Annotated in this window: 24 protein-coding genes and 1 tRNA gene; 14 read left to right on the top strand and 11 right to left on the bottom strand. The window is 51.9% G+C overall.

Annotated elements, in window-relative coordinates; genetic code table 11:
- Nucleotides 1-4 precede the first annotated feature (4 nt).
- The 3 genes from cysD to cobA are packed head-to-tail and all read left to right on the top strand — an operon-like array spanning nt 5 to nt 3,023.
- Entirely contained in the window at nt 5-940 is a 936-nt protein-coding gene (gene cysD / locus BQ6873_RS17160) for a sulfate adenylyltransferase subunit CysD (RefSeq protein WP_076593744.1), read from the top strand.
- On the top strand, nt 940-2,271 hold the full coding sequence (locus BQ6873_RS17155; RefSeq protein WP_076593743.1) for a sulfate adenylyltransferase subunit 1: 1,332 nt from the start codon (nt 940-942) through the stop codon (nt 2,269-2,271). The genes cysD and BQ6873_RS17155 overlap by 1 nt, the downstream gene beginning before the upstream one ends.
- Nucleotides 2,272-2,288: 17 nt before the next feature.
- Nucleotides 2,289-3,023, top strand: coding sequence for a uroporphyrinogen-III C-methyltransferase (gene cobA, locus BQ6873_RS17150; protein ID WP_076593742.1), 735 nt, complete (start codon nt 2,289-2,291; stop codon nt 3,021-3,023).
- Between the two features lie 46 nt (nt 3,024-3,069).
- Here the strand turns inward: cobA and BQ6873_RS17145 are convergent, their stop codons facing one another.
- The 3 genes from BQ6873_RS17145 to lptF are packed head-to-tail and all read right to left on the bottom strand — an operon-like array spanning nt 3,070 to nt 5,719.
- Entirely contained in the window at nt 3,070-3,462 is a 393-nt protein-coding gene (locus BQ6873_RS17145; protein WP_231949392.1) for a sirohydrochlorin chelatase, read from the bottom strand.
- On the bottom strand, nt 3,444-4,592 hold the full coding sequence (lptG, locus tag BQ6873_RS17140; RefSeq protein ID WP_076593740.1) for an LPS export ABC transporter permease LptG: 1,149 nt from the start codon (nt 4,590-4,592) through the stop codon (nt 3,444-3,446). Before lptG ends, BQ6873_RS17145 begins: the two co-directional genes overlap by 19 nt.
- Nucleotides 4,589-5,719, bottom strand: a complete 1,131-nt coding sequence (gene lptF, locus BQ6873_RS17135) for an LPS export ABC transporter permease LptF (RefSeq protein ID WP_076593739.1) — start codon at nt 5,717-5,719, stop codon at nt 4,589-4,591. The genes lptG and lptF overlap by 4 nt, the downstream gene beginning before the upstream one ends.
- A gap of 39 nt (nt 5,720-5,758) precedes the next feature.
- On the opposite strand from lptF, the gene BQ6873_RS17130 reads away from it, so the two are divergent.
- The 10 genes from BQ6873_RS17130 to BQ6873_RS17085 all read left to right on the top strand — a co-directional run bounded on the left by BQ6873_RS17130 (nt 5,759) and on the right by BQ6873_RS17085 (nt 13,870).
- Nucleotides 5,759-7,270 (top strand): leucyl aminopeptidase, encoded by a 1,512-nt coding sequence (locus BQ6873_RS17130; RefSeq protein WP_076593738.1) that lies wholly within the window; start codon nt 5,759-5,761, stop codon nt 7,268-7,270.
- A gap of 146 nt (nt 7,271-7,416) precedes the next feature.
- Nucleotides 7,417-8,163, top strand: a complete 747-nt coding sequence (locus tag BQ6873_RS17125) for an SDR family NAD(P)-dependent oxidoreductase (protein ID WP_076593737.1) — start codon at nt 7,417-7,419, stop codon at nt 8,161-8,163.
- Nucleotides 8,164-8,316: 153 nt separating this feature from the next.
- The gene (gene ybgC / locus BQ6873_RS17120) at nt 8,317-8,742 is read left to right on the top strand and encodes a tol-pal system-associated acyl-CoA thioesterase (protein WP_083664547.1); all 426 of its coding nucleotides are present in this window, start codon (nt 8,317-8,319) and stop codon (nt 8,740-8,742) included.
- Nucleotides 8,743-8,928: 186 nt separating this feature from the next.
- Nucleotides 8,929-9,615, top strand: coding sequence for a protein TolQ (gene tolQ / locus BQ6873_RS17115; RefSeq protein ID WP_076593736.1), 687 nt, complete (start codon nt 8,929-8,931; stop codon nt 9,613-9,615).
- Between the two features lie 11 nt (nt 9,616-9,626).
- Nucleotides 9,627-10,064, top strand: a complete 438-nt coding sequence (locus tag BQ6873_RS17110; protein WP_076593735.1) for an ExbD/TolR family protein — start codon at nt 9,627-9,629, stop codon at nt 10,062-10,064.
- Nucleotides 10,065-10,074: 10 nt separating this feature from the next.
- Nucleotides 10,075-10,947, top strand: coding sequence for a cell envelope integrity protein TolA (gene tolA / locus BQ6873_RS17105; protein WP_076593734.1), 873 nt, complete (start codon nt 10,075-10,077; stop codon nt 10,945-10,947).
- Between the two features lie 6 nt (nt 10,948-10,953).
- Nucleotides 10,954-12,225 carry a Tol-Pal system beta propeller repeat protein TolB gene (gene tolB / locus BQ6873_RS17100; protein WP_076594201.1) on the top strand — a complete coding sequence of 424 codons (1,272 nt, stop codon included), beginning with the start codon at nt 10,954-10,956 and terminating at the stop codon, nt 12,223-12,225.
- Between the two features lie 59 nt (nt 12,226-12,284).
- The gene (pal, locus tag BQ6873_RS17095; RefSeq protein ID WP_076593733.1) at nt 12,285-12,791 is read left to right on the top strand and encodes a peptidoglycan-associated lipoprotein Pal; all 507 of its coding nucleotides are present in this window, start codon (nt 12,285-12,287) and stop codon (nt 12,789-12,791) included.
- Nucleotides 12,792-12,802: 11 nt separating this feature from the next.
- Nucleotides 12,803-13,534 carry a tol-pal system protein YbgF gene (ybgF, locus tag BQ6873_RS17090; RefSeq protein WP_076593732.1) on the top strand — a complete coding sequence of 244 codons (732 nt, stop codon included), beginning with the start codon at nt 12,803-12,805 and terminating at the stop codon, nt 13,532-13,534.
- Nucleotides 13,535-13,794: 260 nt separating this feature from the next.
- Nucleotides 13,795-13,870 (top strand) — tRNA-Lys (locus BQ6873_RS17085).
- A 198-nt stretch (nt 13,871-14,068) separates the two neighbouring features.
- Here BQ6873_RS17085 and BQ6873_RS17080 read toward each other — a convergent pair.
- From BQ6873_RS17080 to BQ6873_RS17060, 5 genes are all read right to left on the bottom strand, one after another.
- On the bottom strand, nt 14,069-14,326 hold the full coding sequence (locus tag BQ6873_RS17080) for a hypothetical protein (protein WP_076593731.1): 258 nt from the start codon (nt 14,324-14,326) through the stop codon (nt 14,069-14,071).
- Nucleotides 14,327-14,489: 163 nt separating this feature from the next.
- Nucleotides 14,490-14,852, bottom strand: coding sequence for a PilZ domain-containing protein (locus BQ6873_RS18080; protein WP_157889186.1), 363 nt, complete (start codon nt 14,850-14,852; stop codon nt 14,490-14,492).
- Nucleotides 14,853-15,104: 252 nt separating this feature from the next.
- Nucleotides 15,105-15,725, bottom strand: a complete 621-nt coding sequence (locus BQ6873_RS17070) for a flavin reductase family protein (RefSeq protein ID WP_076593729.1) — start codon at nt 15,723-15,725, stop codon at nt 15,105-15,107.
- An 8-nt stretch (nt 15,726-15,733) separates the two neighbouring features.
- Entirely contained in the window at nt 15,734-16,675 is a 942-nt protein-coding gene (locus tag BQ6873_RS17065; protein WP_076593728.1) for a carbon-nitrogen hydrolase family protein, read from the bottom strand.
- A gap of 16 nt (nt 16,676-16,691) precedes the next feature.
- Nucleotides 16,692-18,326, bottom strand: a complete 1,635-nt coding sequence (locus BQ6873_RS17060; protein ID WP_076593727.1) for an MFS transporter — start codon at nt 18,324-18,326, stop codon at nt 16,692-16,694.
- Between the two features lie 204 nt (nt 18,327-18,530).
- Between BQ6873_RS17060 and BQ6873_RS17055 the strand changes: the two genes are divergently transcribed.
- Nucleotides 18,531-19,451 (top strand): IclR family transcriptional regulator, encoded by a 921-nt coding sequence (locus BQ6873_RS17055; RefSeq protein WP_083664502.1) that lies wholly within the window; start codon nt 18,531-18,533, stop codon nt 19,449-19,451.
- Between the two features lie 40 nt (nt 19,452-19,491).
- Here the strand turns inward: BQ6873_RS17055 and BQ6873_RS17050 are convergent, their stop codons facing one another.
- Genes BQ6873_RS17050 through BQ6873_RS17040 form a run of 3 tightly spaced genes read right to left on the bottom strand, consistent with a single transcriptional unit; the run spans nt 19,492 to nt 22,346 of the window.
- Nucleotides 19,492-20,364, bottom strand: coding sequence for an ABC transporter permease (locus BQ6873_RS17050; RefSeq protein WP_173830609.1), 873 nt, complete (start codon nt 20,362-20,364; stop codon nt 19,492-19,494).
- Nucleotides 20,361-21,242, bottom strand: a complete 882-nt coding sequence (locus BQ6873_RS17045) for an ABC transporter ATP-binding protein (RefSeq protein WP_083664501.1) — start codon at nt 21,240-21,242, stop codon at nt 20,361-20,363. The genes BQ6873_RS17050 and BQ6873_RS17045 overlap by 4 nt, the downstream gene beginning before the upstream one ends.
- A gap of 60 nt (nt 21,243-21,302) precedes the next feature.
- On the bottom strand, nt 21,303-22,346 hold the full coding sequence (locus BQ6873_RS17040) for an ABC transporter substrate-binding protein (protein WP_076593725.1): 1,044 nt from the start codon (nt 22,344-22,346) through the stop codon (nt 21,303-21,305).
- Between the last annotated feature and the right edge of the window lie 14 nt (nt 22,347-22,360).

Below are 22,360 nucleotides of genomic sequence, written 5' to 3'. Positions count from 1 at the left end.
TCCTATGAACACAGTAGTTGATAAATTATTTCTCGATAGCGCCAGCAACAAGCATCTGGACTGGCTGGAATCGGAAGCCATCCACATCATGCGTGAAGTGGCGGCTGAATGCGCCAACCCGGCATTGCTGTTTTCCGGCGGCAAGGACTCGGTCGTCATGTTGCGCCTGGCGGAAAAAGCTTTCCGCCCTGGTAAATTCCCGTTCCCGTTGGTACACATCGATACTGGCCATAACTTCGACGAAGTCATCGCCTTCCGTGACAAACGTGCTGCCGAACTCGGCGAACGCCTGATCGTTGGTTCGGTAGAAGATTCAATCAAGCGCGGTACCGTGCGCCTGCGTAATCCTTTGACCGATTCGCGCAATGCTGCACAGGCAGTGACCTTGCTGGAAACCATCGCTGAATACAAATTCGACGCCTGCATCGGCGGCGCCCGTCGCGATGAAGAAAAAGCACGCGCCAAGGAGCGCATCTTTTCCTTCCGCGATGAATTCGGCCAATGGAATCCAAAAGCGCAACGTCCTGAACTCTGGGATCTGTACAACACACGCGTCCATCCGGGCGAAAACATGCGTGTGTTCCCGATTTCGAACTGGACCGAACTCGACGTCTGGCAATATATCGCCCGCGAAAAGCTGGAACTGCCATCGATTTACTTTGCGCATCAGCGCCAAGTGATTCCACGCAACGGCTTGCTGGTACCGCTGACACCGTTGACGCCAGCGAAAGACGGCGAAACAGTTGAAACGCAAACCGTGCGCTTCCGCACAGTCGGCGATATCTCCTGCACCTGCCCGGTCTCGTCGGATGCAGAAACAGTCGACGCCATCATTGCTGAAACTGCCATCACACAAATCACCGAGCGCGGCGCAACCCGCATGGACGATCAAACGTCCGAAGCATCGATGGAAAAACGTAAAAAAGAAGGATATTTCTGATGAGCGCAGTAGCAGAACAATTGTCATTAAAGAATACCGGCACAGCATCGGCTGAACGTGGCTTGCTGCGCTTTATTACCGCCGGCTCCGTCGATGACGGCAAGAGCACATTGATCGGCCGCCTGCTGTTCGACAGCAAGGGCATCTTTGCCGATCAACTGGATGCGATGTCACGCGCCAAACATAAACGCACAGTCGGTGACACCATCGATTTGTCCTTGCTGACAGACGGTCTGGAAGCAGAACGTGAACAAGGCATCACCATCGACGTCGCCTATCGTTACTTCGCCACGCCTAAACGCAAGTTCATCATCGCCGACACACCAGGCCATGAGCAATACACACGCAATATGGTGACTGGCGCATCAACCGCGGATGCCGTCATCATTTTGATCGACGTCTCCAAGGTCAAACTCGGCGACGATGGCAGTGTGGAATTGCTGATCCAGACCAAGCGTCACTCGACCATTGCGCACTTGCTGCAAATCGAGCACGTGATCGTGGCTGTCAACAAGATGGATTTGGTCAACTACGATCAAACCGTCTATGACCGCATCGTTGCGGCGTATTCAGAGTTCGCGAAAACGCTGGGCCTGAAAGATATCCGTCCGATTCCATTGTCGGCACTGGCTGGCGATAACGTCGTGACTCGTGGCGAAAAACTGGATTGGTACCAAGGTCCAACCTTGATCGAATTGCTGGAATCGCTCAGCGTCTACGACGAATCGCACGACGAACCATTCCGCTTCCCGGTACAACTCGTAGCGCGCCACAATGGCCACGAAGCAGATGACTTCCGCGGTTACATGGGTCGTATCGAGGCAGGCAAAGTCAGCAAGGGTGACAAGCTAGTCATTCAACCTAGCGGCCAGACTGCAACCGTCAAAGATATCCAGACGCTGGATGGCTCCTTGGAACAAGCGGTAGTTGGTCAATCGATCACTTTGCTGTTGGAAGAATACGTCGACATTTCTCGTGGCGATATGCTGTCTGCAGCAAGTCGTCCGGCTGAATTGCTAAAGACCGTGAATGCAGACTTGTGCTGGCTGTCGGAAGAACCGCTGGATGTACGTCGTAAATATTGGTTGAAGCACACGACACGTCAGGTGGCTGCACGTATTACCAAAATCGATACGCTGCTCGACATCAACACGCAAGAAAAACGTCCTGCCGATGAAGTCAAACTCAACGGCATCGCCAGCGTCACTCTGAATGTGGCACAACCATTGGCAGCGGATGCCTACGACGAAATCCGTTCCACCGGTTCCTTCATTCTGATCGATGAAGTCACGCATCAAACCGTGGCAGCCGGCATGATACGTCTGGCATAAAAGGTATTACACGCAGCATGATGCAAGAGAAAAAAGCGTATGGCAAAGTCTATCTAATCGGTGCCGGCCCCGGTGCCGTCGATCTGATCACCGTACGCGGTGCGCGCATTTTGGCGCAAGCTGATGTCGTGCTGCATGACGCACTAGTCACACCCGAGATGCTGGAGCTGTGTCCGCAGGCAGAGAAAATTTCTGTTGGCAAGCGCAGCGGCCAGCGCTCCACCGCACAACTCGCCATCAATCAATTGCTGGTCGATTGCGCTGCCAAATACAAATTGATCGTACGCCTGAAAGGCGGCGATCCCATGCTATTCGGGCGCGCCGATGAAGAGCTAAGTGCGCTGGAAGCACACGGCATCGCAGTTGAAGTCGTCCCCGGCATTACCACTGCCTTTGCCGCTGCAGCTGCAACTCTACAACCGCTGACTAAGCGTGGCATCGCGCGTAGCATCGCCTTCTTCACCTCAGCGACCGCACCTAATCAGCCTGACCAATTGACACTGCCCGACTGCGACACACTGATCCAGTACATGGGTGGTCGTGAAGCCGTAGTCACTGCACAAAAATTGCTGGAACAAGGTCGCTCACCAGACTTGCCAGTGGTCGTAGTGGAAAACTGCAGTTTGGAAAATCAGAGGATTTTGCGCATCACGTTGCGCGAGCTGGAACAAGGTTTGCAAGATACGCAAGGACCGGTGCTGGTAATGATAGGCGCCGCACTGGCAACACGCGTCATACCAAAAGCTGTTTAAACACAGCGAGCACATACGCTGCTATACGATAGAAAAACTGAGTGGCTTAGCCTAGGGCGCTCAGGCAATACTGTGCCATTGCATTCAATACCTCAGCATCTTCCCCTACCGCACCAGCAATCTTGAAAGAGACGTCGGGATAGTTGAGCTTCAACTCATCCACGATCACAGGCAAGTCGCGCATCACATGACCGCCCTGCCCGAGAAACACTGGCACCACAGTCACATCAGTAGAACCAGCCGCAATCAATTCTGCCGCCAGTGCCGGCAAACGCGGAGACATCAATTCAAGGAAGGCCAACGCTACTGTCAAATCTGGCGATTGTGTCTGCACGAGTGCCTGCAAGCGTTGAAACGGCTCTGCCCAACGTGGATCGCGCGCACCATGTGCAAACAAGACCAAAGCGCGCTTGCCCATCGTCAGTGCCTTTCCACCCATAGCAATGCCGCAATTGCCGCTACCAAGAACAGCGTACTCGGCAAAATTGCCGTGATAAGCGGTGGCCAGGTATTCAGCAAACCGAGGTGAGAGAACAAGCTATTGATCAACTGGAAGCTGACACCAATCATGATGCCGGTAAAGATTTTCAGACTGACACCACCTGAGCGGAAGTGCAGATAAGCAAACGGCAAGGCCAGCGCCATCATCACGAACACCGCGAATGGATATACCACTTTCTTCCAGAAGGCGATTTCGTAACGTGCGGTTTCACGCTTGTTTTCCGACAGATATTGCGTGTAATTAATCAGATCGTAGGCCGACATTTCTTCTGGATCGGAGAAGCCGACAGACAGAATCTCCGGCGTCATTTCAGATACCAACAGTTTATTGGCAAACTTTTTGGTAGAAATCGCAGTGGTTATATCCGACGCATTCACGATGCCGCTCAACTTGACGTCACCAAAATCAGCTTCCGTCCCATCCTGCAAATTCCAGGTATTGCCACCAGCGTAACTCGCCTTGGCCGCGGTAATCAGCGCAGTCAGATGGAAGTTGCGATTGAATTCATAGATCTTCAAGTTGAGCAATTGGCCGTCCGGCTTGACCTCTCTCACGTTCAAGAAACGCGAACCGATCGCTTCGCCATCCTGCCCATTCGCCTTGATCACATCCTTGGTCCACAAACCCGAACGAAATTCCTGTGACAGCGATCCACCCAGGCTGCTTAACTTCACACGCTCAGCCATCGTCGATGTAACCGGCACGATAAACTCACCGAATACAAAGGTAATGATGGCAAATACGACGCCGATCTTGAGCAGGATCATGCCAACCATGCCAGTTGACATACTGGATGCACGCATGATGGTGAACTCGGAACGCGCGGCGAATTGCGACAGCGCCCAGATCGTGCCGATCAAAGCCGCAATCGGCATCAATTCATAGATATAGGCAGGCATGCCCATCAGCACAAACAGGAATGCGTTTTGTATCTTGTACCCGCCGTGCCCGACCGCCTTCAATTCACCCACCATATCGAAGAAGGCAAACAAGGCCAGGAAGGCAATCAGTACGAATACAACTGAGCGCCCGATTTCAACCGAGAAATATTTTTGCAGGATCTTCATGCTGTCATCCTTTTCCCAAGGCAGGTGCGCTTGATTAAGGACCACATCACCAACGGATGGTAGCGGCTATTCACTTTCAGTCGCCATAAAAAGAAGACCGTAATAATAATCAGGGCAACCAGATGCACCGGCCACCACGCAAGCATTAGCGTGGAGCGATTTTGCACCACTGTCGATTGCGCGAAACTGAGCATATTGCTATAGAAAACAAACAGGAAGAGCGCGATCAATAGATTGGCCGAACGACCGCCACGCGGATTAACAAAACCCAGCGGAATCGCCAGCAACATCAGCAGTATGCCCATCAATGGCAGAGAAAAACGCCACAGCAATTCAGCATCATTGAAGTTGTTTCTATCCTTTAAAAGGTCCAGCGTACTCAAGGCACGTGCGGAGGTATCGCCTACTATGGCTTTTGATTGCGCTGCCACCAATACGCCGTAGCGATCAAATTCCATTAACTTGAAATCCGGCTGTGTCGGTATGCCGTCATAGCGTCGCCCTTGATGCATCACCAGGAATTTATCGCCGGCAGCATCAATTTCAACGGTGCCTTCCTGCGCTACTACCACGCTGGTTTTACCATTGCGTACGGTGCTGACAAATATGTTTTTGACCTTGGTCGTATCGCCGGAGACACCTTCAACGAAAAAGACGCGATCAGAAGAAGATGATTCCTGAAATTTCCCGGGAGAGACCTTGGCGATATCTTCGCGGTTAGCGTAGCGCTCCTTGTACACCGCACTTTGCTGATTCGACCACGGTGTGAGGAAGAAACTCAGTAAGGCCGTCATCACAATAATCGGCAAGGCAAACATCAAGACCGGCGTAATCCAGCGCGACAAACTCAAGCCGGAAGCAAACCACACCACCATTTCAGAGTCCTGATAGCTACGCGTGACCACCAGCAACACTGATACGAAGCCGGTCAGATTCAACAGAATGGGGAGGTAATTAAGTGCTGCAAAACCGAGCATGGCGACCACATCAGCGGACGCAATTTTGCCGCCCGCAGCCTGCCCTAATATACGGATCAACATCACAGTGACCGTAATAGTGAAAAGGGTAGTAAAGACGGCGCCAGCGGTACTTAGCAAATCGCGTCGGAGCGCGCGCTGAAAAATCATTGGGAGGCTATAATCGTGAATCGACAAGGAGAGTAACGCATGGACTTTAGCATAAAACCGTTAGACGCAAAAAGCACTATCGCCGGTATCAAGACGGGCTGCATCGCAGTCGCCGTATTCGAAGACAAAAAACTGTCATACGCAGCACAAGCGCTGGATCGCAAAGGCGAAATCAGCGCCGCGCTCAAGTCTGGCGATATTACCGGCAAAGCTGGCTCCACCTTGCTGTTGCGCGGTATTAACGGCTCCGCAGCCGAACGCGTCCTGCTGGTCGGCTTGGGCAAGGAAGCAGCTGTCAGCGAAAAAGATTTCAGCTCCGCCGCGCAAGCCGTCGTACGTGCCTTTTCATCATTAGGCGCAGCTGAAGCCGTCGTCGCCCTGCCGTTTGATGCCGTTGCCGCCCGCGATACCGCCTGGGCCATCCGCAGCACCATTTTGAATGCACGCGAAGCCGCTTATCGCTTCGATGGCCTGAAAAGCAAAAAAGAAACTGCACCTAGCGGCGTGAAAAAAGTGGCATTTGCTGTCAGTGCAGCCGCAACGAATAGTGCCAAGGAAGCTGTCACGCAAGCCGTCGCGGTCGCCAACGGCATCGACTTGACCAAGGATCTCGGTAATTTCCCGGCCAATGTCTGTACGCCAACCTATCTGGCCAACACTGCCAAGAAAATGGCAAAAGAATTCAAGCTGCAGGTCGAGGTACTGGATCGCAAGCAATTGCAGGCATTGAAAATGGGCAGCTTCCTGTCGGTCACCAATGGCAGCGTCGAACCACCTAAATTCATCGTACTCAAGCATTTCGGCGGCAAAGCCAAGGATGCACCTACCGTATTAGTCGGCAAAGGCATCACTTTTGATTCCGGCGGCATCTCGCTCAAACCGGGTGCAGCCATGGATGAAATGAAATACGACATGGGCGGTGCAGCCTCCGTACTCGGCACCATGCGCGCGATTGCGGAGCTGAAACTGAAGCTCAACGTCATCGTCGTCATCCCAACCTGCGAAAACATGCCATCCGGCAGCGCGACCAAACCAGGCGATATCGTCACCTCAATGTCGGGGCAGACTATCGAAGTCCTGAACACGGATGCTGAAGGCCGCCTGGTTCTGTGCGATGCACTGACTTATGTAGAGCGCTTCAAGCCGGCTGCCGTCGTCGACGTCGCAACTCTGACTGGTGCTTGCATTACAGCACTCGGCCATCACAACTCCGGCTTGTTCACTCGTAACGACGATGCGCATGACGCATTGGCGAACGAATTGCTCAGCGCCGGCAAAGTTGCTGGTGATACCGCGTGGCGTATGCCTATCGAAGACAGCTATCAGGAACAGTTGAAATCGAATTTTGCCGACATGGCAAATATCGGTGGCCCAGCTGGTGGCGCAGTCACCGCCGCCTGTTTCCTCGAACGCTACACAAAGAAATACACCTGGGCGCATCTAGATATCGCAGGCACAGCATGGAAAAGCGGTGCAGCCAAAGGCTCGACTGGCCGTCCGGTTCCTTTGCTGACCACGTTCCTGATCAAGCGTGCACAAGCCGCCAAGTAAGTATGAAACAAGCTTAAAGCGACATGCGGGCAAAGAATCGACGCCCGCATGTCGCTTTCAACAAGTTGGACTGCGGAAGATCGCACCGACTGCATTGCTCCAACATCACTGCTTACGCCCTTCATTCTTTCCATAAAGGAAATCCTATGATCGTCTTGATCACAGGTGCAAGTTCAGGCTTCGGCGCTGAAATGGCACGAAAATTTGCGCAACATGGTCACAAAGTGATTGCTACTGGCCGCCGCCAGGATCGCCTGGATGCACTCGCAGCAGAAATCGGTTCATCTGTATTAACAGTGCAAATGGACGTCACTGATAAGAACTCAATCACCGCCGCTCTGGCAAGCTTGCCTCCAGAATGGCAGGAGATCGATGTCCTGATCAATAACGCAGGCCTCGCACTGGGCGTTGCACCGGCACAATCAGCCTCGTTGGAACAGTGGGAAACCATGATAGAGACTAACTGCAAAGGCTTGGTCACCGTCACCCGCCTGCTGCTACCGGAAATGCTCAAACGCAATCGCGGCACCATCATCAACATCAGCTCCAGTGCAGGTGCTTACGCCTACCCTGGCGCCAATGTCTATGGTGCGACCAAGGCTTTTGTCGATCAATTCACGCGCAACCTGCGTGCCGATCTGGTCGGTACCGGTGTACGCGCATCGAATATCGCTCCCGGCCTGGCTGGCGGCACCGAGTTCTCGAATGTACGTCTGCAGGACGATGCGGCCGCTGCCAAGGTCTACGAAGGCACCGTACCACTCAGCCCTGCTGACATTGCAGAAACCGCCTACTGGATCGCCACCCTGCCCGCACACGTCAACATCAATCACATCGAATTGATGCCGACATGCCAAGGTTTTGGCCCTTTATTCATCAAGCGCAACACATAAGAAACAGGCAGTTCTGGCTGCCAACGGTGGCCAGAACTGTAAGTTCAGGTAACAACCTTGTCATGCGGAATCAATATCATCGATAATTGCGCATTCATCCGCAGTAACTCAGGGCAACGCTGCAGCGCTGCCGACTCAAGGTAAATGTCCAAGATGCTGTCAAATTTTACGTGGACCGTCCGCGTCTACTATGAAGATACCGATGCCGGTGGCGTCGTCTTCTATGCGAATTATCTGAAATTCTTTGAACGCGCGCGCACCGAATGGCTGCGCAGTGCCGGCATCAACCAACAAATCATGACCGAAACGCACGGCGTCATGTTCGTCGTCAAAAGCACCGCGGTCGACTACCACGCACCAGCCAAACTGGATAATGAACTGAAGTTGACCGTCGTAGTCGAAAGAATGGGGCGCGCCTCGGTACAGTTTGTGCAACAAGCATGGCGCATCAATGGCGATAGCGAAGAGTTGCTTGCCACTGGACGCATCAAGGTCGGCTGCGTCGATACACAGCGCTTCAGACCGAGCGAAATCCCGCAAGAAGTGTTGAGCAGCATTAAAAATATCGAAGCAAAGTAAGCGTGATGGTCGGTGGAATGTATCCGTTCCACCTTCTTCTCGCGCACCAATATTGTTAGTAGAAAAAACCAGACCGTAGATTGTGAATACCTGAGTGTGAGTACATGAGGCAAATGCCTCGCCAAATCGCACCGCCTCAAGCAAGTTGCGCATACAATTGACCAAATTCGACTAGACCACACTTCCATGACCGTCACTCAAGACCTCTCCTTTCTCCATCTGATCACCAACGCTTCGGTTCTTGTGCAGCTCGTCATGGCACTTTTAGTCGGCGTATCCGTCATGAGCTGGACCTATATCTTCCGCAAGATGTTCGCAATCAAAAATGCACGCATGCAGACTGAGGAATTCGAACGCGCCTTCTGGTCCGGCGGCGATTTGAACGCGCTGTACCAAGATGCCACGTCCAATCGCCGCAAAGGCAATCGCTCGACTGGCGCGCTGGAACGTATTTTCGAAGCTGGCATGAGCGAATTCAACAAATCCCGCTCCTCCCAAGATCCATCCAGCGTGCGCCTGGACGGTGCACGTCGCGCCATGCGCGCTGCCTATCAGCGTGAAATGGATGGCCTGGAATCGCACCTCGCCTTCCTCGCCTCAGTCGGCTCAGTCTCACCGTATGTCGGTTTGTTCGGCACCGTATGGGGCATTATGAATTCCTTCCGCGGTTTGGCGAACGTGCAGCAAGCCACGCTGGCTGCAGTCGCACCGGGGATTGCAGAAGCGCTGATCGCTACCGCGATTGGCTTGTTTGCGGCGATTCCAGCTGTGGTTGCCTACAACCGCTATTCGCACGATATCGATAGACTGGCGATGCGCTTTGAAAGCTTCGTTGAAGAATTCTCGAATATTCTGCAACGTCAAACGCGTTAAGGACGGTAGCAATGTCATTCTCATCCGGAAGCATGCGCGGCGGACGCAGCAGGAAATTCAAATCAGAGATCAACGTCGTCCCATATATCGACGTCATGATGGTGCTGCTGGTGATCTTCATGGTGACCGCACCTATGGTCAATCCCAACGAGATCCAGTTGCCAAATGCGGCCAAATCGACGCAGCCACCAACCGAATACATCAGCATAGAACTGAAAGCTGACGCTTCGGCTACCGTCTCCGTAAAAGGTAAAAAAGGCGCAGCAGCATCTAGCGAAACCGTCGGTCGTGGCGAGTTGGGCAGAAAATTGCAAGCTCTGTATGACGACAATCCTGATATTGCCGTCATGATCGCAGCCGACAAAAACATTAAATATGACGAGGTGATACAAGCCATCTCGGAAGCCAAAAAACTTGGTATCAGCCGCGTAGGTCTGGCGACCAAGTGAACATCGTTTTATGACTGATCACTCACCGTACACCGTCCCGAAGGAACCTGGTCGCTGGCGTGCCATCATGCTGGCGGCGGCAGTGCACGTCGCATTACTGGTATTTTTCTGGATAGGCATCGATTGGCAAAGCGAGACGCCGGTCGCGGTGAAAGCAGAAATCTGGGATATGCAGGCGAAAGAAGCCGCACCCCTGCCGCCAGAACCAGAACCAACGCCTCAGCCCAAACCTGAACCCAAGCCTATCGTTAAAGAAACGCCTAAGGCAGAGCCCATCAAGCCTGAGCAGCCTAAAGTCGATATCGCGCTGGAAAAAGAAAAAAAACGCAAAGAACAAGAGCGTAAAGACAAGCTGGCCGAAGAAGAAAAAGAAAAGAAGCTGAAACAAAAGGCTGAGCAAGACAAACAGGAAAAACTCGACAAGCAGGCAGCGGACAAGAAAGCCGAGCAGCAGAAAAAAGCTGATGCTGACAAAAAACGCCTCCAGGACAAGCGTGATCAAGAATTAAGTGACAAGCGACGCGCTGAAGAACTAAGCCGCATGACCGGTGCCATTGGCAGCGGCGGCTCTGGCCAGGCAGCAAAATCGCAAAGCAGCGGTCGTGCAGACGGTGCGTATGCCGATAAAATCCGTGCGAAAATCCGCTCAAATACAGTATTTAACGTACCGCCAGACTTAAACGGGAATCCTCAGGTCGAATACGATGTCGAACTGCTGCCTGACGGATCGCTGCGCGGATTACGTCTGCGCAAATCCTCAGGCCTACCCGGTTTCGATGAAGCTGTTAAACGTGCGATCGAACGTTCGCAACCATTTCCACCCGATCAATCCGGCAGCGTCCCTAGTCGCTTGACCGTCATTCACAAACCGAAAGATCAGTGACCCATGATGACTAAGACTTCTTTTTTACGCTCATTCGCGATCCTCGCCGTGTTCGTTACCAGTCTCGCGCACGCACAATTGCGGGTAGAAATCGCCGGTGTCGGCGCTAACCAGATACCAATTGCGATTGCTACTTTCGGCGATGAGTCGGTTGCACCACAGCAAGTCAGTGCCATCATCAAGGCCGATTTGAACCGCAGCGGTATCTTCAAAATTATCGATACCGGCTCCGTCCTGACGGAAAACTCCCAGGTCAACCTTGCTGACTGGAAATCACGCGGTGCCGATGCACTCGTCGTTGGCAGCGTGTCGCGCCTGGCGGATGGCCGCTTCGAGGTCAGATATCGTTTGTTCGATACCGTCAAAGCCGCACAATTGTCGTCGTTGGCCCTGGCAGCACAACCGCAGTTCATCCGCGTATCTGGCCACAAGATCGCCGACGATATCTATGAGAAGCTGACTGGCATACGCGGCGCTTTTGCCACACGCATCGCCTATGTCACCAAAGCCGGCAAGGAATTCCGTCTGGAGATTGCCGACTCCGATGGCGAAGGCACGCAAGTCGCATTGCGCTCGAACGAACCTATCATCTCGCCATCATGGTCGCCAGACGGCACCAAGGTCGCCTACGTTTCGTTTGAAAACAAAAAACCAGTCGTCTATATCCAGAACCTCGTCACTCGCCAGCGCACCATTGCCGCCAACTTCAAGGGCAGCAATTCTGCACCATCTTGGGCACCTGACGGCAACAAGCTGGCCGTGGCACTGTCACGCGATGGCTTGACCCAGGTGTATGTCGTCAATGCGGATGGCACCAGCCCACGTCGCCTGAGTAATTCCAACGGCATCGATACCGAACCACAGTTCTCTGCCGATGGCCAAAGCATTTACTTCACCAGCGACCGTAGTGGCGGCCCGCAAATCTACAAAATGGGTGCAAATGGCGGCGACGCCAAACGTGTCACCTTCAGCGGAAACTACAACATCAGCCCGCGAATCTCCCCAGATGGCAAATTTTTGGCCTATATTTCGCGCCGCGAAGGGAAATTTCAGCTATTTCTGCTTGATTTGACCAATGGTCAGGAACAACGCCTCTCCGACACCGTCAAAGACGAATCACCGAGTTTTTCGCCGAATGGCAAATATTTGATGTACGCAACCGAATCCGGTCGTCGTGGCACTTTAGCCGTCGTTTCGGTTGATGGTCAGGTAAAACAGCGTCTGACCACCCAAGCAGGCGATATACGTGAGCCCACGTGGGGTCCGTTTATGAAATAATGCGCTCCATATTTATTTTTTTTTAACATCTGCACGCTTACATAATCAGGGGAAATAACATGCGTACCTTAACATCCGTTTTTATCTTATCCAGTGCTTTGCTGATGGCAGCCTGCTCATCAACCAAATTGAACGACAAAGCACCGGTTGAAGACCGTGCAGGTTCAAGCATGGCTGATCCGCGTTCGGTTGGTACCGTCAATGCATCCAGCGATCCATTAAACGATCCGCAAGGCGTGTTGGCTAAACGCAGTGTGTACTTTGACTTCGACAGCTACATCGTCAAACCAGAATTTCAGCAAGTCGTAGAAAACCACGCAAAATACCTGAAAAGTAACCAAGGTCGTAAGATCATCATCCAAGGCAACACCGATGATCGCGGCGGCGCTGAATACAACTTGGCTCTCGGTCAGAAACGTGCAGAAGCTGTGCGTAAATCCCTGTCCCTGTTAGGCGTGCCTGAATCACAAATGGAAGCAGTGTCGCTGGGTAAAGAAAAACCAAAAGCACTGGGTAACGATGAAGCAGCATGGGCAGAAAACCGCCGTGCAGATATCGTTTATTAATCTAGCAGCCAATGATTAAAAAAACCCTTATTGCGGCCTTGATGGCCGCATTTTCTTGTGCGTCGCTATCAGCGCATGCTGCGCTGTTTGGCGACGATGAGGCACGCAAGGCGATCATAGACTTGCGCGGCAAAGTTGATGCGATCCAGCAAAGCAAAGCTGAATCGTCAGCCGTACTTAATCTATCCAATCAGAACGAGCAATTGAAGCAAGAGATTTCTCGCCTGAATGGTCAGATCGAAGTTTTATCAAATGAAGTCTCCAACCTGCAGCAACGGCAGAAAGATTTCTACGTCGATCTCGATAATCGTTTGCGCAAGCTGGAACCGCAAGTCGTTGCCGTTGACGGCAAGGATGCGATGGTTGGGCAATCAGAACAAAGCTCATACGATAATGCACTCGCCCTCTTCAAAGCTGGCGACTACAAAAAATCTGGTGCAGCTTTTTCCGATTTCATACAACGCTATCCAGAATCTGCGTACGCACCTTCGGCGCAATACTGGATCGGCAATGCATACTATGCACAACGCGATTACAAAAATGCGATCGCAGCACAGCAAACGCTGTTGAAAAAATATCCTGACAATCCAAAAGCTGCCGATGCTTTATTGAATATCGCCAGCTCATATACGGAATTGAAAGATAGACCAGCCGCCAAGAAATCCTTGGAGTCACTGGTAGCAAAATATCCAAACGCGCCCGCAGCACAAACAGCAAAAGAGCGTCTAGCCAACTTCAAATAATCAGGAAAAGAATCAGCACCACGGCATGTATGCATCAAGCCAGCAGCTGATATTTTCACCAGATCATCTATCGCCCGCCAGTCGGGCGATTTTTTATTTAAAGAAGCAGTTGCTACACGCTAGGGATTGCGATTAGACTAGCGCCTTGTTGCAAAAACAAGGCAATTAAAAGAGCAACGCGACTGAAGCAAGAAACATTAATAAAAAGTCGCGATGTGATTGACAGAGGCCATAAAGGTTCTCTATAATAGCTTTCTTTCGGGTCGTTAGCTCAGCTGGTAGAGCAGCGGACTTTTAATCCGTTGGTCGCAGGTTCGAATCCCGCACGGCCTACCACGAATAAGCAGTAGATAAAAAGGGTTGCAAGAAATTGCAACCCTTTTTGTTTTGTCCGCTCACTTCGTAGTGATTACTCTGCTCCGCAAGCAATAATTTTGGAGTTTTTACAACGCCAGATTATTTGTGATTTTTACATCACGTCTTCATCATCGATATTTCTTCGCGCAGGCTGTCGATTACCGACATCAAGCAAACTCAAGCAGCAATTTTCTCTGTCTTCCGGTCGATGTATTCATGTGCTGTCAGGATGCCCTGTGCAATGCATTCTTCCGGCGTTGGATACGAATGGCCATCCGGGACTTCCTTGTCCTTGAAGTCGGTGCCGATATGCTCAGTCACGATGATACGTGGAATATATGCGCCCTCTTTTCTCTCAGTATCAATACGCGACATGTGCGCAGATACCTGGACAGCAACACTCCAGCCCTTATACGTTTCGTAATGTGATTTCATGAACTCTCCCATGCAAAATTTGGCAATCGCAGCAGTGCTTGCTACCGTGCGTTTCTCATAAATGTTCCTTACGGAGACGTCTTAGTATAAACAAGCAGTGCCACTTGCATCTATTTTGTATCGCATCAAGCTGGAGCTACTCACAACCACAAGAGCACAAACATTAAAACGCCAATGTCTCCATGATTTGTTCAATGCGCTTCTTGTGCCCGGCATCGCCACGTGAGGCCAATTCAAAGCCGACTCTGAATCCCTCTGTGCCAACCAGCACGCAATAACTGACCTTACCCTTGAATTCTAACGGCATCGTTTTTTGATCGACAGTAATGTTGAAGGCGATACTGCCGGTATGACCTATAGAAAGCGGTGACTCAACCATGATGCTCAAGGCATGCGGCGAGATATCAATCGTCCTCGCGTGAGAGTATCGATTTCGCCCCATATCAAGGATCGCACGCCTGCGGAAAATCTTTCTGTCTGCGTAACGCGGTGTGTGCGGAAGAAGAGTCAGATCATGCGTCGCCATTTTCTATCCTTTGTTTGTTCGATGTGAGATAACTCTCCGTTGCCAAGCAATGCTTCGTCTTGGAGCAGATAATTCATCTTACGAATTTCAGCGAAAAAACAAACGAATGTTTTGCGATATCAATATGACGAAAATCATCTACATCGCATGTACGCTCTCATTTTTTTCACATTAAAAATAAGCCACGATAAATTTCTCTATCGTGGCTCTTATTAAAAACTGTAGCTAAGCAAGATGCTGCACTTCCCCTACTCACTTTTCCTTGTAGCTTGGTCTGGCGAGTTGAAAAAGATCCGTCGAACGTGCATACCAACCGCTACCGTGCATACGGCTGACCAGCTTCAGCGCCGGCGTATCGACGTGACAGCGTTCTGCATCGATCAAAAATTCATCTTCGATATGCACATGCAAAACAGTAGCCACAACAATGACCTGACACGGCCCAGTCACGATGGATGACAAGCTACGGCATTCAAACGAGACAGGACATCCTGCGATGCGAGGTGGAGCCACCACAATGGATGGCACTGCAGTCAAGCCAGCCAGTTCGAGTTCATCAATCTCTGGAGGAGCATTTGTGCAGGTTTCATTCATGCTCTCTGCCATCGCTTCCGATACCAGGTTAATCACGAACTCACCGGTTGCCATAATGTTCGCTGCCGTATCCTTGTAGCCGCCACCAGCCTTGCGTAACAAGCCCAGCGTGACGGTAGGCGGCTCATGTCCCATCACATTAAAGAAACTGAAAGGTGCGGCATTCACGACACCGTCTACTGATCTACTGGTTACCCAGGCAATGGGGCGTGGCGTCACCGTCGCAGTCAACAACTTGTAGCGGTTATCGGCAGACAATTGCTCCATATCGAATTGCATTGTTTGGTCTACTCCATATTGTCTTGCTGAATAGTCACGGCAGATTTGGCACGAGTATCAACGGCGAGCTGGAACACATCAGGACGTGCATAGTGTCCGGCCACATCAAAATCAAATTTACCACGCACTATCTGGTCAGTATCGATCTCGGCGTAAAGCAAAGCTTCACCTTCGAAATTCGGCCCTGCCAACACCTTGCCCAACGGATCGATAATCGCACTACCGCCACGCATCAATACAGTGTCAGGATCGTCGCCCAAGGCACACTCATGCGTCGCAGGATAAGCGGAACGTTTGATGTACTGGCAAGCCGTCAGTACAAAGCAACGCCCTTCCAGCGCAATATGCTGCATGCTCGGTACCCAGGTATCGCGATCATCGGCCGTCGGTGCACAGTAGATGCCTATGCCTTGGCTGTACATATACATACGCAGCATGGGCATATAGTTTTCCCAGCAAATGACAGCACCGATTTTGCCCAATGGTGTATCAAATACCGGCATCGTCGAACCATCACCAAAACCCCAGATCAAGCGCTCGCCAGCAGTCGGCATCAGCTTGCGATGCCTGCCGACCAAACCTTTCTCTCCATTGAAGAACAAGACCGTGCAATACAGAGTACCCAGATCACGTTCTATGCAACCGATCACAGCAAACATGCCACTGGCACGCGTTGCGTCAGCAATCGCGTCTACTTCTGGGCCGTTCAAGTCTATCGCGCTATTGAAGTAATCCAGATACGCCTGACGCCCCTCTGGTTTACGCATACCGACTGGCGCGCCGAAAGAAGCACCTTTCGGATAACCACCGAGAAAAGCCTCAGGGAACACCAGCAGGCTTGCGCCTGCCTGATGTGCCTGCTTGATCAAATCCACGGCTTTCGCCGTGGATGCCTGCGCATTAGTTGGATGAGATGCGGCTTGCGCAACCGCTACCTTAAAGATAGTCATATCAAATCCTGTCTGATTAAAGATCTTTGGCCGCAGTTTTCGTATTCGGCAGCAAGAGACTACCTACGATGCCAGTCACCGCAGTGATCACGACCGGATACCACAGCCCGGCAAACACGTTGCCGCCCGCCAGTGCCAGATAAGTCGCAAAGAACGGTAGGAAGCCACCAAAGATACCCGCACCGATGTGATACGGAAACGACAGTGCCGTGTAGCGAATGTTCGCCGGGAACAACTCAACCAGATATGCAGCAACCGGACCGTACACCATCGCGACCACAATCGTCATCAAGACCAGCAACAAAACGATGCGACCTTTATTGATTTGCTCAGGATCTGCCTTGGTTGGATAACCAGCCTCAGTCAGCGCAGCACGATAAGCTTTTGCATCAAAGCCGTTGATGGTTTGGCCTTTTACTGTCATCGCCACTGCCTGCCCGGCAATCGGATCTGCATATTCAAAATTGATACCGTTACCGACCAACATTTTCTTAGCTTGTACGCAAGGTTTGGCGTGATCAGGATGCGCGCTGATCAGCGAAGCACTGATACTGAAGTTGCAGGCACCGTCCTTGGCATTCGCATGTACAGTCACCGGCGTCGACAAGGTTGCAGCAGCCAGTGCTGGATTGCCAGCTTCCATCAAGGAGGCAAACATAGGGCGATAGCACAGCGCAGCGATGAACAAGCCTGCCATCATGATCCATTTGCGTCCCAAGCGATCAGACAACCATCCGAAGAACACAAAGGCAGGAGCGCCAATCAAGAAGCCTATACAAATCAATGTGTACACAGTGCGTTGATCGATCATCACCGCTTGCTGCAAGAAGATCATCACGTAGAACTGGCCGGTAAAGTAAGTAGCGCCCTGACCTGCAGTCACACCGAACAAAGCCAGCAGAATCATCTTCAGGCTCGGCCATTTGAAGAAGGTGTCGCGTACTGGATTCTTCGACAAACGTCCTTGTGCTTTCAGACGTGTGAACACCGGCGATTCATGCAATTTGGCACGTACATAAACCGAGAAAATCAGCATCGCTATCGAGATGATGAAAGGAACGCGCCAGCCCCACTCCTTGAAGGAAGCCATATCCATCGTCGCCTGCGTACCGAGGATCACGGCAATGGAAAGGATCAGGCCCATCGACGACGTAATCTGAATCCAACCCGTCAGCAAACCACGGCGTGACGGACGCGAATGTTCAGCGACATAAATCACCGCACCGCCATATTCACCGCCAACTGCCAGCCCCTGAACCAGACGCAACACCACCAGCGAAATCCACGCTGCATGACCAACCGAAGCGTAGCTCGGCAGAAAACCGATCAACGCAGTACTACCGCCCATCATGATGATGGTCAGCAGGAAGGTATGTTTTCGACCGAGCCGATCGCCCAGATAACCGAAGAGAACAGCACCGATAGGGCGAACCACAAAGCCAGCAGCCAAGGCTCCCAACGATGCTAGCAATGCGGCAGTCGGATTATCCGGCGGGAACAGGACCGAGCTCATGAAGATCGCGAGCGCGCCATAGATGAAAAAATCGTACCACTCGAAGATGGTCCCCAAGGTTGAGGCTAGAACAACTTGACGCTCTTCCTTGGCGGTAAATACATCCGCCTCGGCGTGGGTTACAGATGCTGCAGTCATGACTCCTCCTAGTTAAATTGGCTTGAGAGATTCAGCAAAATGCATGCCAATATTTGATATTGTTTAATGAATATAACATTATCAAATTAAAGTGCCAATTTATTTTCTGTATCATGCGCAAGCAGTAATGTCCCTTTTTCAGAGGGAAGCGCCCGTAATTTGCTATGCTTGCGCGAGCCCTTATTTCATTCTTATGTTGGAAAAATGCCAAAAGTAAAATCCGCCGCTGCGCTACCAGCCGCCAAGCCCGCGAAAAAAACTGCCGCCGCAAAAGCACCAAAAGCGCGCGCAACTGCGCCCCACAAAGAAGCAGTTGCACACTCCAAGCGACGTGGCATTCAATCTATAGAAATAGGATTTCGCATACTGGATGTACTGCGTACTGCAGGACGTCCGATGCCCTTGCGCCAAATTGCCGAAGGTGCAGGAATGGCTGTGGCAAATGTGCATTACTATCTGGTCAGCTTCCAGGCAGTGGGCGTGATCCGCCAAGAAGCCGATAGCGGTCATTACGGTCTCGGCCCTTATGCGCTGAAGTTGGGGATGGCTGCGCTGGAACAATTCGATGTCTTTACCTCTGCGCGTCCTGTGATGGCAGAACTAGCGGCTACTGTCGGCCACACGGTATTCCTCGGCGTCTGGGGCAATCGCGGCCCAACTATCGTTTATCGTATCGAAGGCGGTGCCAGCCGTCCTATTCTGGAATTGCGAGTAGGCAGCGTACTGCCTTTGCTGAATTCAGCATTGGGCCGCAACTTCCTCGCGCATCTACCTCGCACGATTACCGGTGAGTTGCTGAAACAGGAATTGAAGATCAATCTGGATGACAAGCATCCACCTAGCCATTCCGATTTGCCGCAATCGGCAGCCGATATAGAGAAGATGCTGGCCAGCGTGAAAGAAAACGGTCTGAGCCGCTGCCGCGATGCCTTGTTGCCGCACTTCACTTCGCTGTCGGCACCAGTGTTCGATCACTTGGGTGAGATGATTGCCGCTATCACGGTGATGGGGCCTATGGGTATATTGGATGACGATTTGCAGGGCACCACAGCCAAGACGCTCAAGGCACGCGCCTTGCAAATATCGAGTGATGCAGGCTTTGGCAAAGAAGTCGCGACAAAATAAAAAACCGCTGAAAAGCGGTTTTTTATTTTGATCACATTGTTTAACGCTGCATGCCCCAGCGTTGCACTGTGACTTTTTCCAGACTACGGAACACGATATTCTCAACTAGCAAGCCGATCAAAATCACAGTCGCCAATCCGGCAAATACTTTATCGGTGTACAACTCATTGCGATTCTGGAAGATATACCAGCCGAGGCCACCCTTGCCTGACGATGCACCAAACACTAGTTCCGCCGCAATCAAGGTGCGCCATGCAAATGCCCAGCCGATTTTCAAACCTGACAGAATCGCAGGCAGCGCCGCTGGCACCAATATCTGTAATACATAAGGAATACCTCGCAAACCATAGTTACGGCCCGCCATGCGCAGCGTTTCCGGCACGCCTTGGAAGCCTGCATACGTATTCAGCGCCATAGGCCACAGTACAGAGTGCACGAGCACAAAGACCAAACTACCGCGCCCTATCCCAAACCATAGCAAGGCCAGCGGCAGCAATGCGATCGCAGGCAACGGATTCAGCATCGAGGTCAGTGTATCCAGCAAGTCGCGCCCAAGCTGCGTAGAGACAGCCAAGGTTGTCAACAGGAAAGCAGCCAGTACACCGATCGCATATCCCTGCAACAAAACCGATAAAGATATCCCTACCTTATCGATCAATTCACCGCTACTGATTCCTTCTACCAGTGCATGCGCCGTTGCCATGAAAGTTGGCAGCAGCAACTCGTTATCTTGCCAACGCGCTACGACTTCCCACAACACAGCCAGCACCACTAGAATCAAGCTCTTGCGCAGCCAACCCTGCGTCCAGAGACGTGCTGCAAACGGCAATTGGCGTTCAACCGGCAGTTCAGTAAAAGGTTCCAACCTAAGTTCGTATTCAGGACGAATCGGCGGATTCAATATATTACTCATGATGTAGTGCTGCCTTCCTGCTCTTCATCAAACAACATGCGATGTATGCGCTGTGCCGTGTTCTGAAATTCTTCGCTACCTGAGCTGGCTAGGGAAAAATCGTGGCTATTGATTTCAGCACGCATACGACCAGGATGTGGCGACAGCAATGCAATACGATTACCGACTATCAAGGCTTCTTCAATCGAGTGCGTGACGAAGAGCAAGGTGAAGCGCACTTCATCCCACAGTTGCAGCAATTCTTCCTGCATCTTGCGGCGTGTGAGTGCATCCAGCGCTGCGAACGGCTCATCCATCAGCAATACGCGCGGTTGCATGGCCAGCGCACGTGCAATCGCGACACGCTGCTTCATACCGCCTGAGAGTTGATGTGGATGAACATCGGCAAACTTCGTCAGGCCAACCTTGTCCAGATAATGCAAGGCGCGTTCTTCGGCTTCTTTTTTGCCCAAGGTACGCGAAGCCTGCAGCGGGAACATGACGTTTTGTTTAACCGTCTTCCATGGCGATAACTGATCGAATTCCTGGAACACGACGATGCGGTCCGGTCCCGGTGCAGTCACCGTACGTCCATCGAGACGAATCTCGCCTTCAACTGGCGGAATAAAGCCGGCTACGGCCTTGAGCAAGGTTGACTTGCCGCAGCCCGATGGGCCCAGCAAGACAAAGCGATCCGCCTCATGCACATCGAAGCTGACACGATGCGTGGCGCGTACCACGCGTTCGCGTGTTCTATATTCCAAACTGACATCATCCACTTGCAGCAAAGGCACACCAGCCTTTACCGCTTCTGCATCGCGTTTCCCGCTATCGATTTCGCGCGTGGACGTAGCCGGAATAAATCCGGGGATATTGCGCAAGGCGACTGTACTGTTCATCTGGCAATCTCCGCCCGAGCTGCTATCACGACAGGTAATGAGAAATGGATGCGCATGAAATCAGCTACCTGGTTGCGCGTAGGCTTCTTCGAAGAAGTAATCCTTCCACGATGCTGCCTTGTTTTTGATGACACCCAGCTTGCGCAACTCTTCGGCATAGACGAAGGTGCGATGCGGCGACACGGTGAAGTCGTTTTCCGGATCCTCAACAATCTTGCGTACTAGGTCAGGCGACAGCTTGGATTTCTGGATGCGGATGAAGGTATCTGCTGCCTTAGGCTTATCAGCCTTGATCAAGCGTGCAGCTTCCACCAACGCGCTATAGAAAGCCTTGTAGGTCTTAGGATTTTCATCGTGGAACTTCTGCGTGGTGTACAGCACGTTGAAGGTCGCAGGGCCGCCGAGAATATCGTAAGAACTGATCACTTTATGCACATTGCTATTCGCTGCCAATGCCTGGTAGTAGAACGGTGCGCTGGAGAAATGCGTATTGATCTCGGAACCACCAGCGATCAATGCAGCAGTCGCATCTGGATGCGGCAAGCTCACCGAGATATTGTCGAATTTCTTGAAGTTGTCTTTACCGAACTGACGCGCCGTTTCGATCTGCAAAGTACGTGATTGGAAACCAACACCAGCGGCAGGTACAGCGATGCGATCCTTGTCGCTCAAATCCTTCAGTGTTTTCACAGTAGGATTGTTCGACAACAGATAGTTAGGCAAGGAGCCGAGCGCAGCAACTGCCTTGACGTTTTGCTTGCCACGCGTGCGATCCCACATCGTCAACATAGGCGGCACACCGGCCGACACTACATCGAGCGCACCAGCCAGCAAAGCTTCATTCATCGCCGTCGCGCCGGAGATGCTGGCCCAATCTACTTGAATATCGATGCCCTGCTGCTTGCCGTATTTCTCGATCAATTGCTGATCGCGTACTACGTCAAGAATCAGGTAGCCGATACCGAATTGTTGCGCGATGCTGATCTTGCCTTCGGCACGCGCCGGCAAAGCTGACAACAGAGCAGTGGCTACAGCGATTACGCTAAAAGCAGCGCCTAACCAACGACGACTTGGTGCACGATAAGTGCGATTCAAATGAGGCATGGAAACTCCGGTAT

It is taken from the genome of Herminiimonas arsenitoxidans, from assembly GCF_900130075.1.
Classification (GTDB): Bacteria; Pseudomonadota; Gammaproteobacteria; order Burkholderiales; family Burkholderiaceae_D; genus Oxalicibacterium; species Oxalicibacterium arsenitoxidans.
Note: the sequence above shows the minus strand (reverse complement) of the source record. Positions and strands in the feature narration are given on the sequence as shown.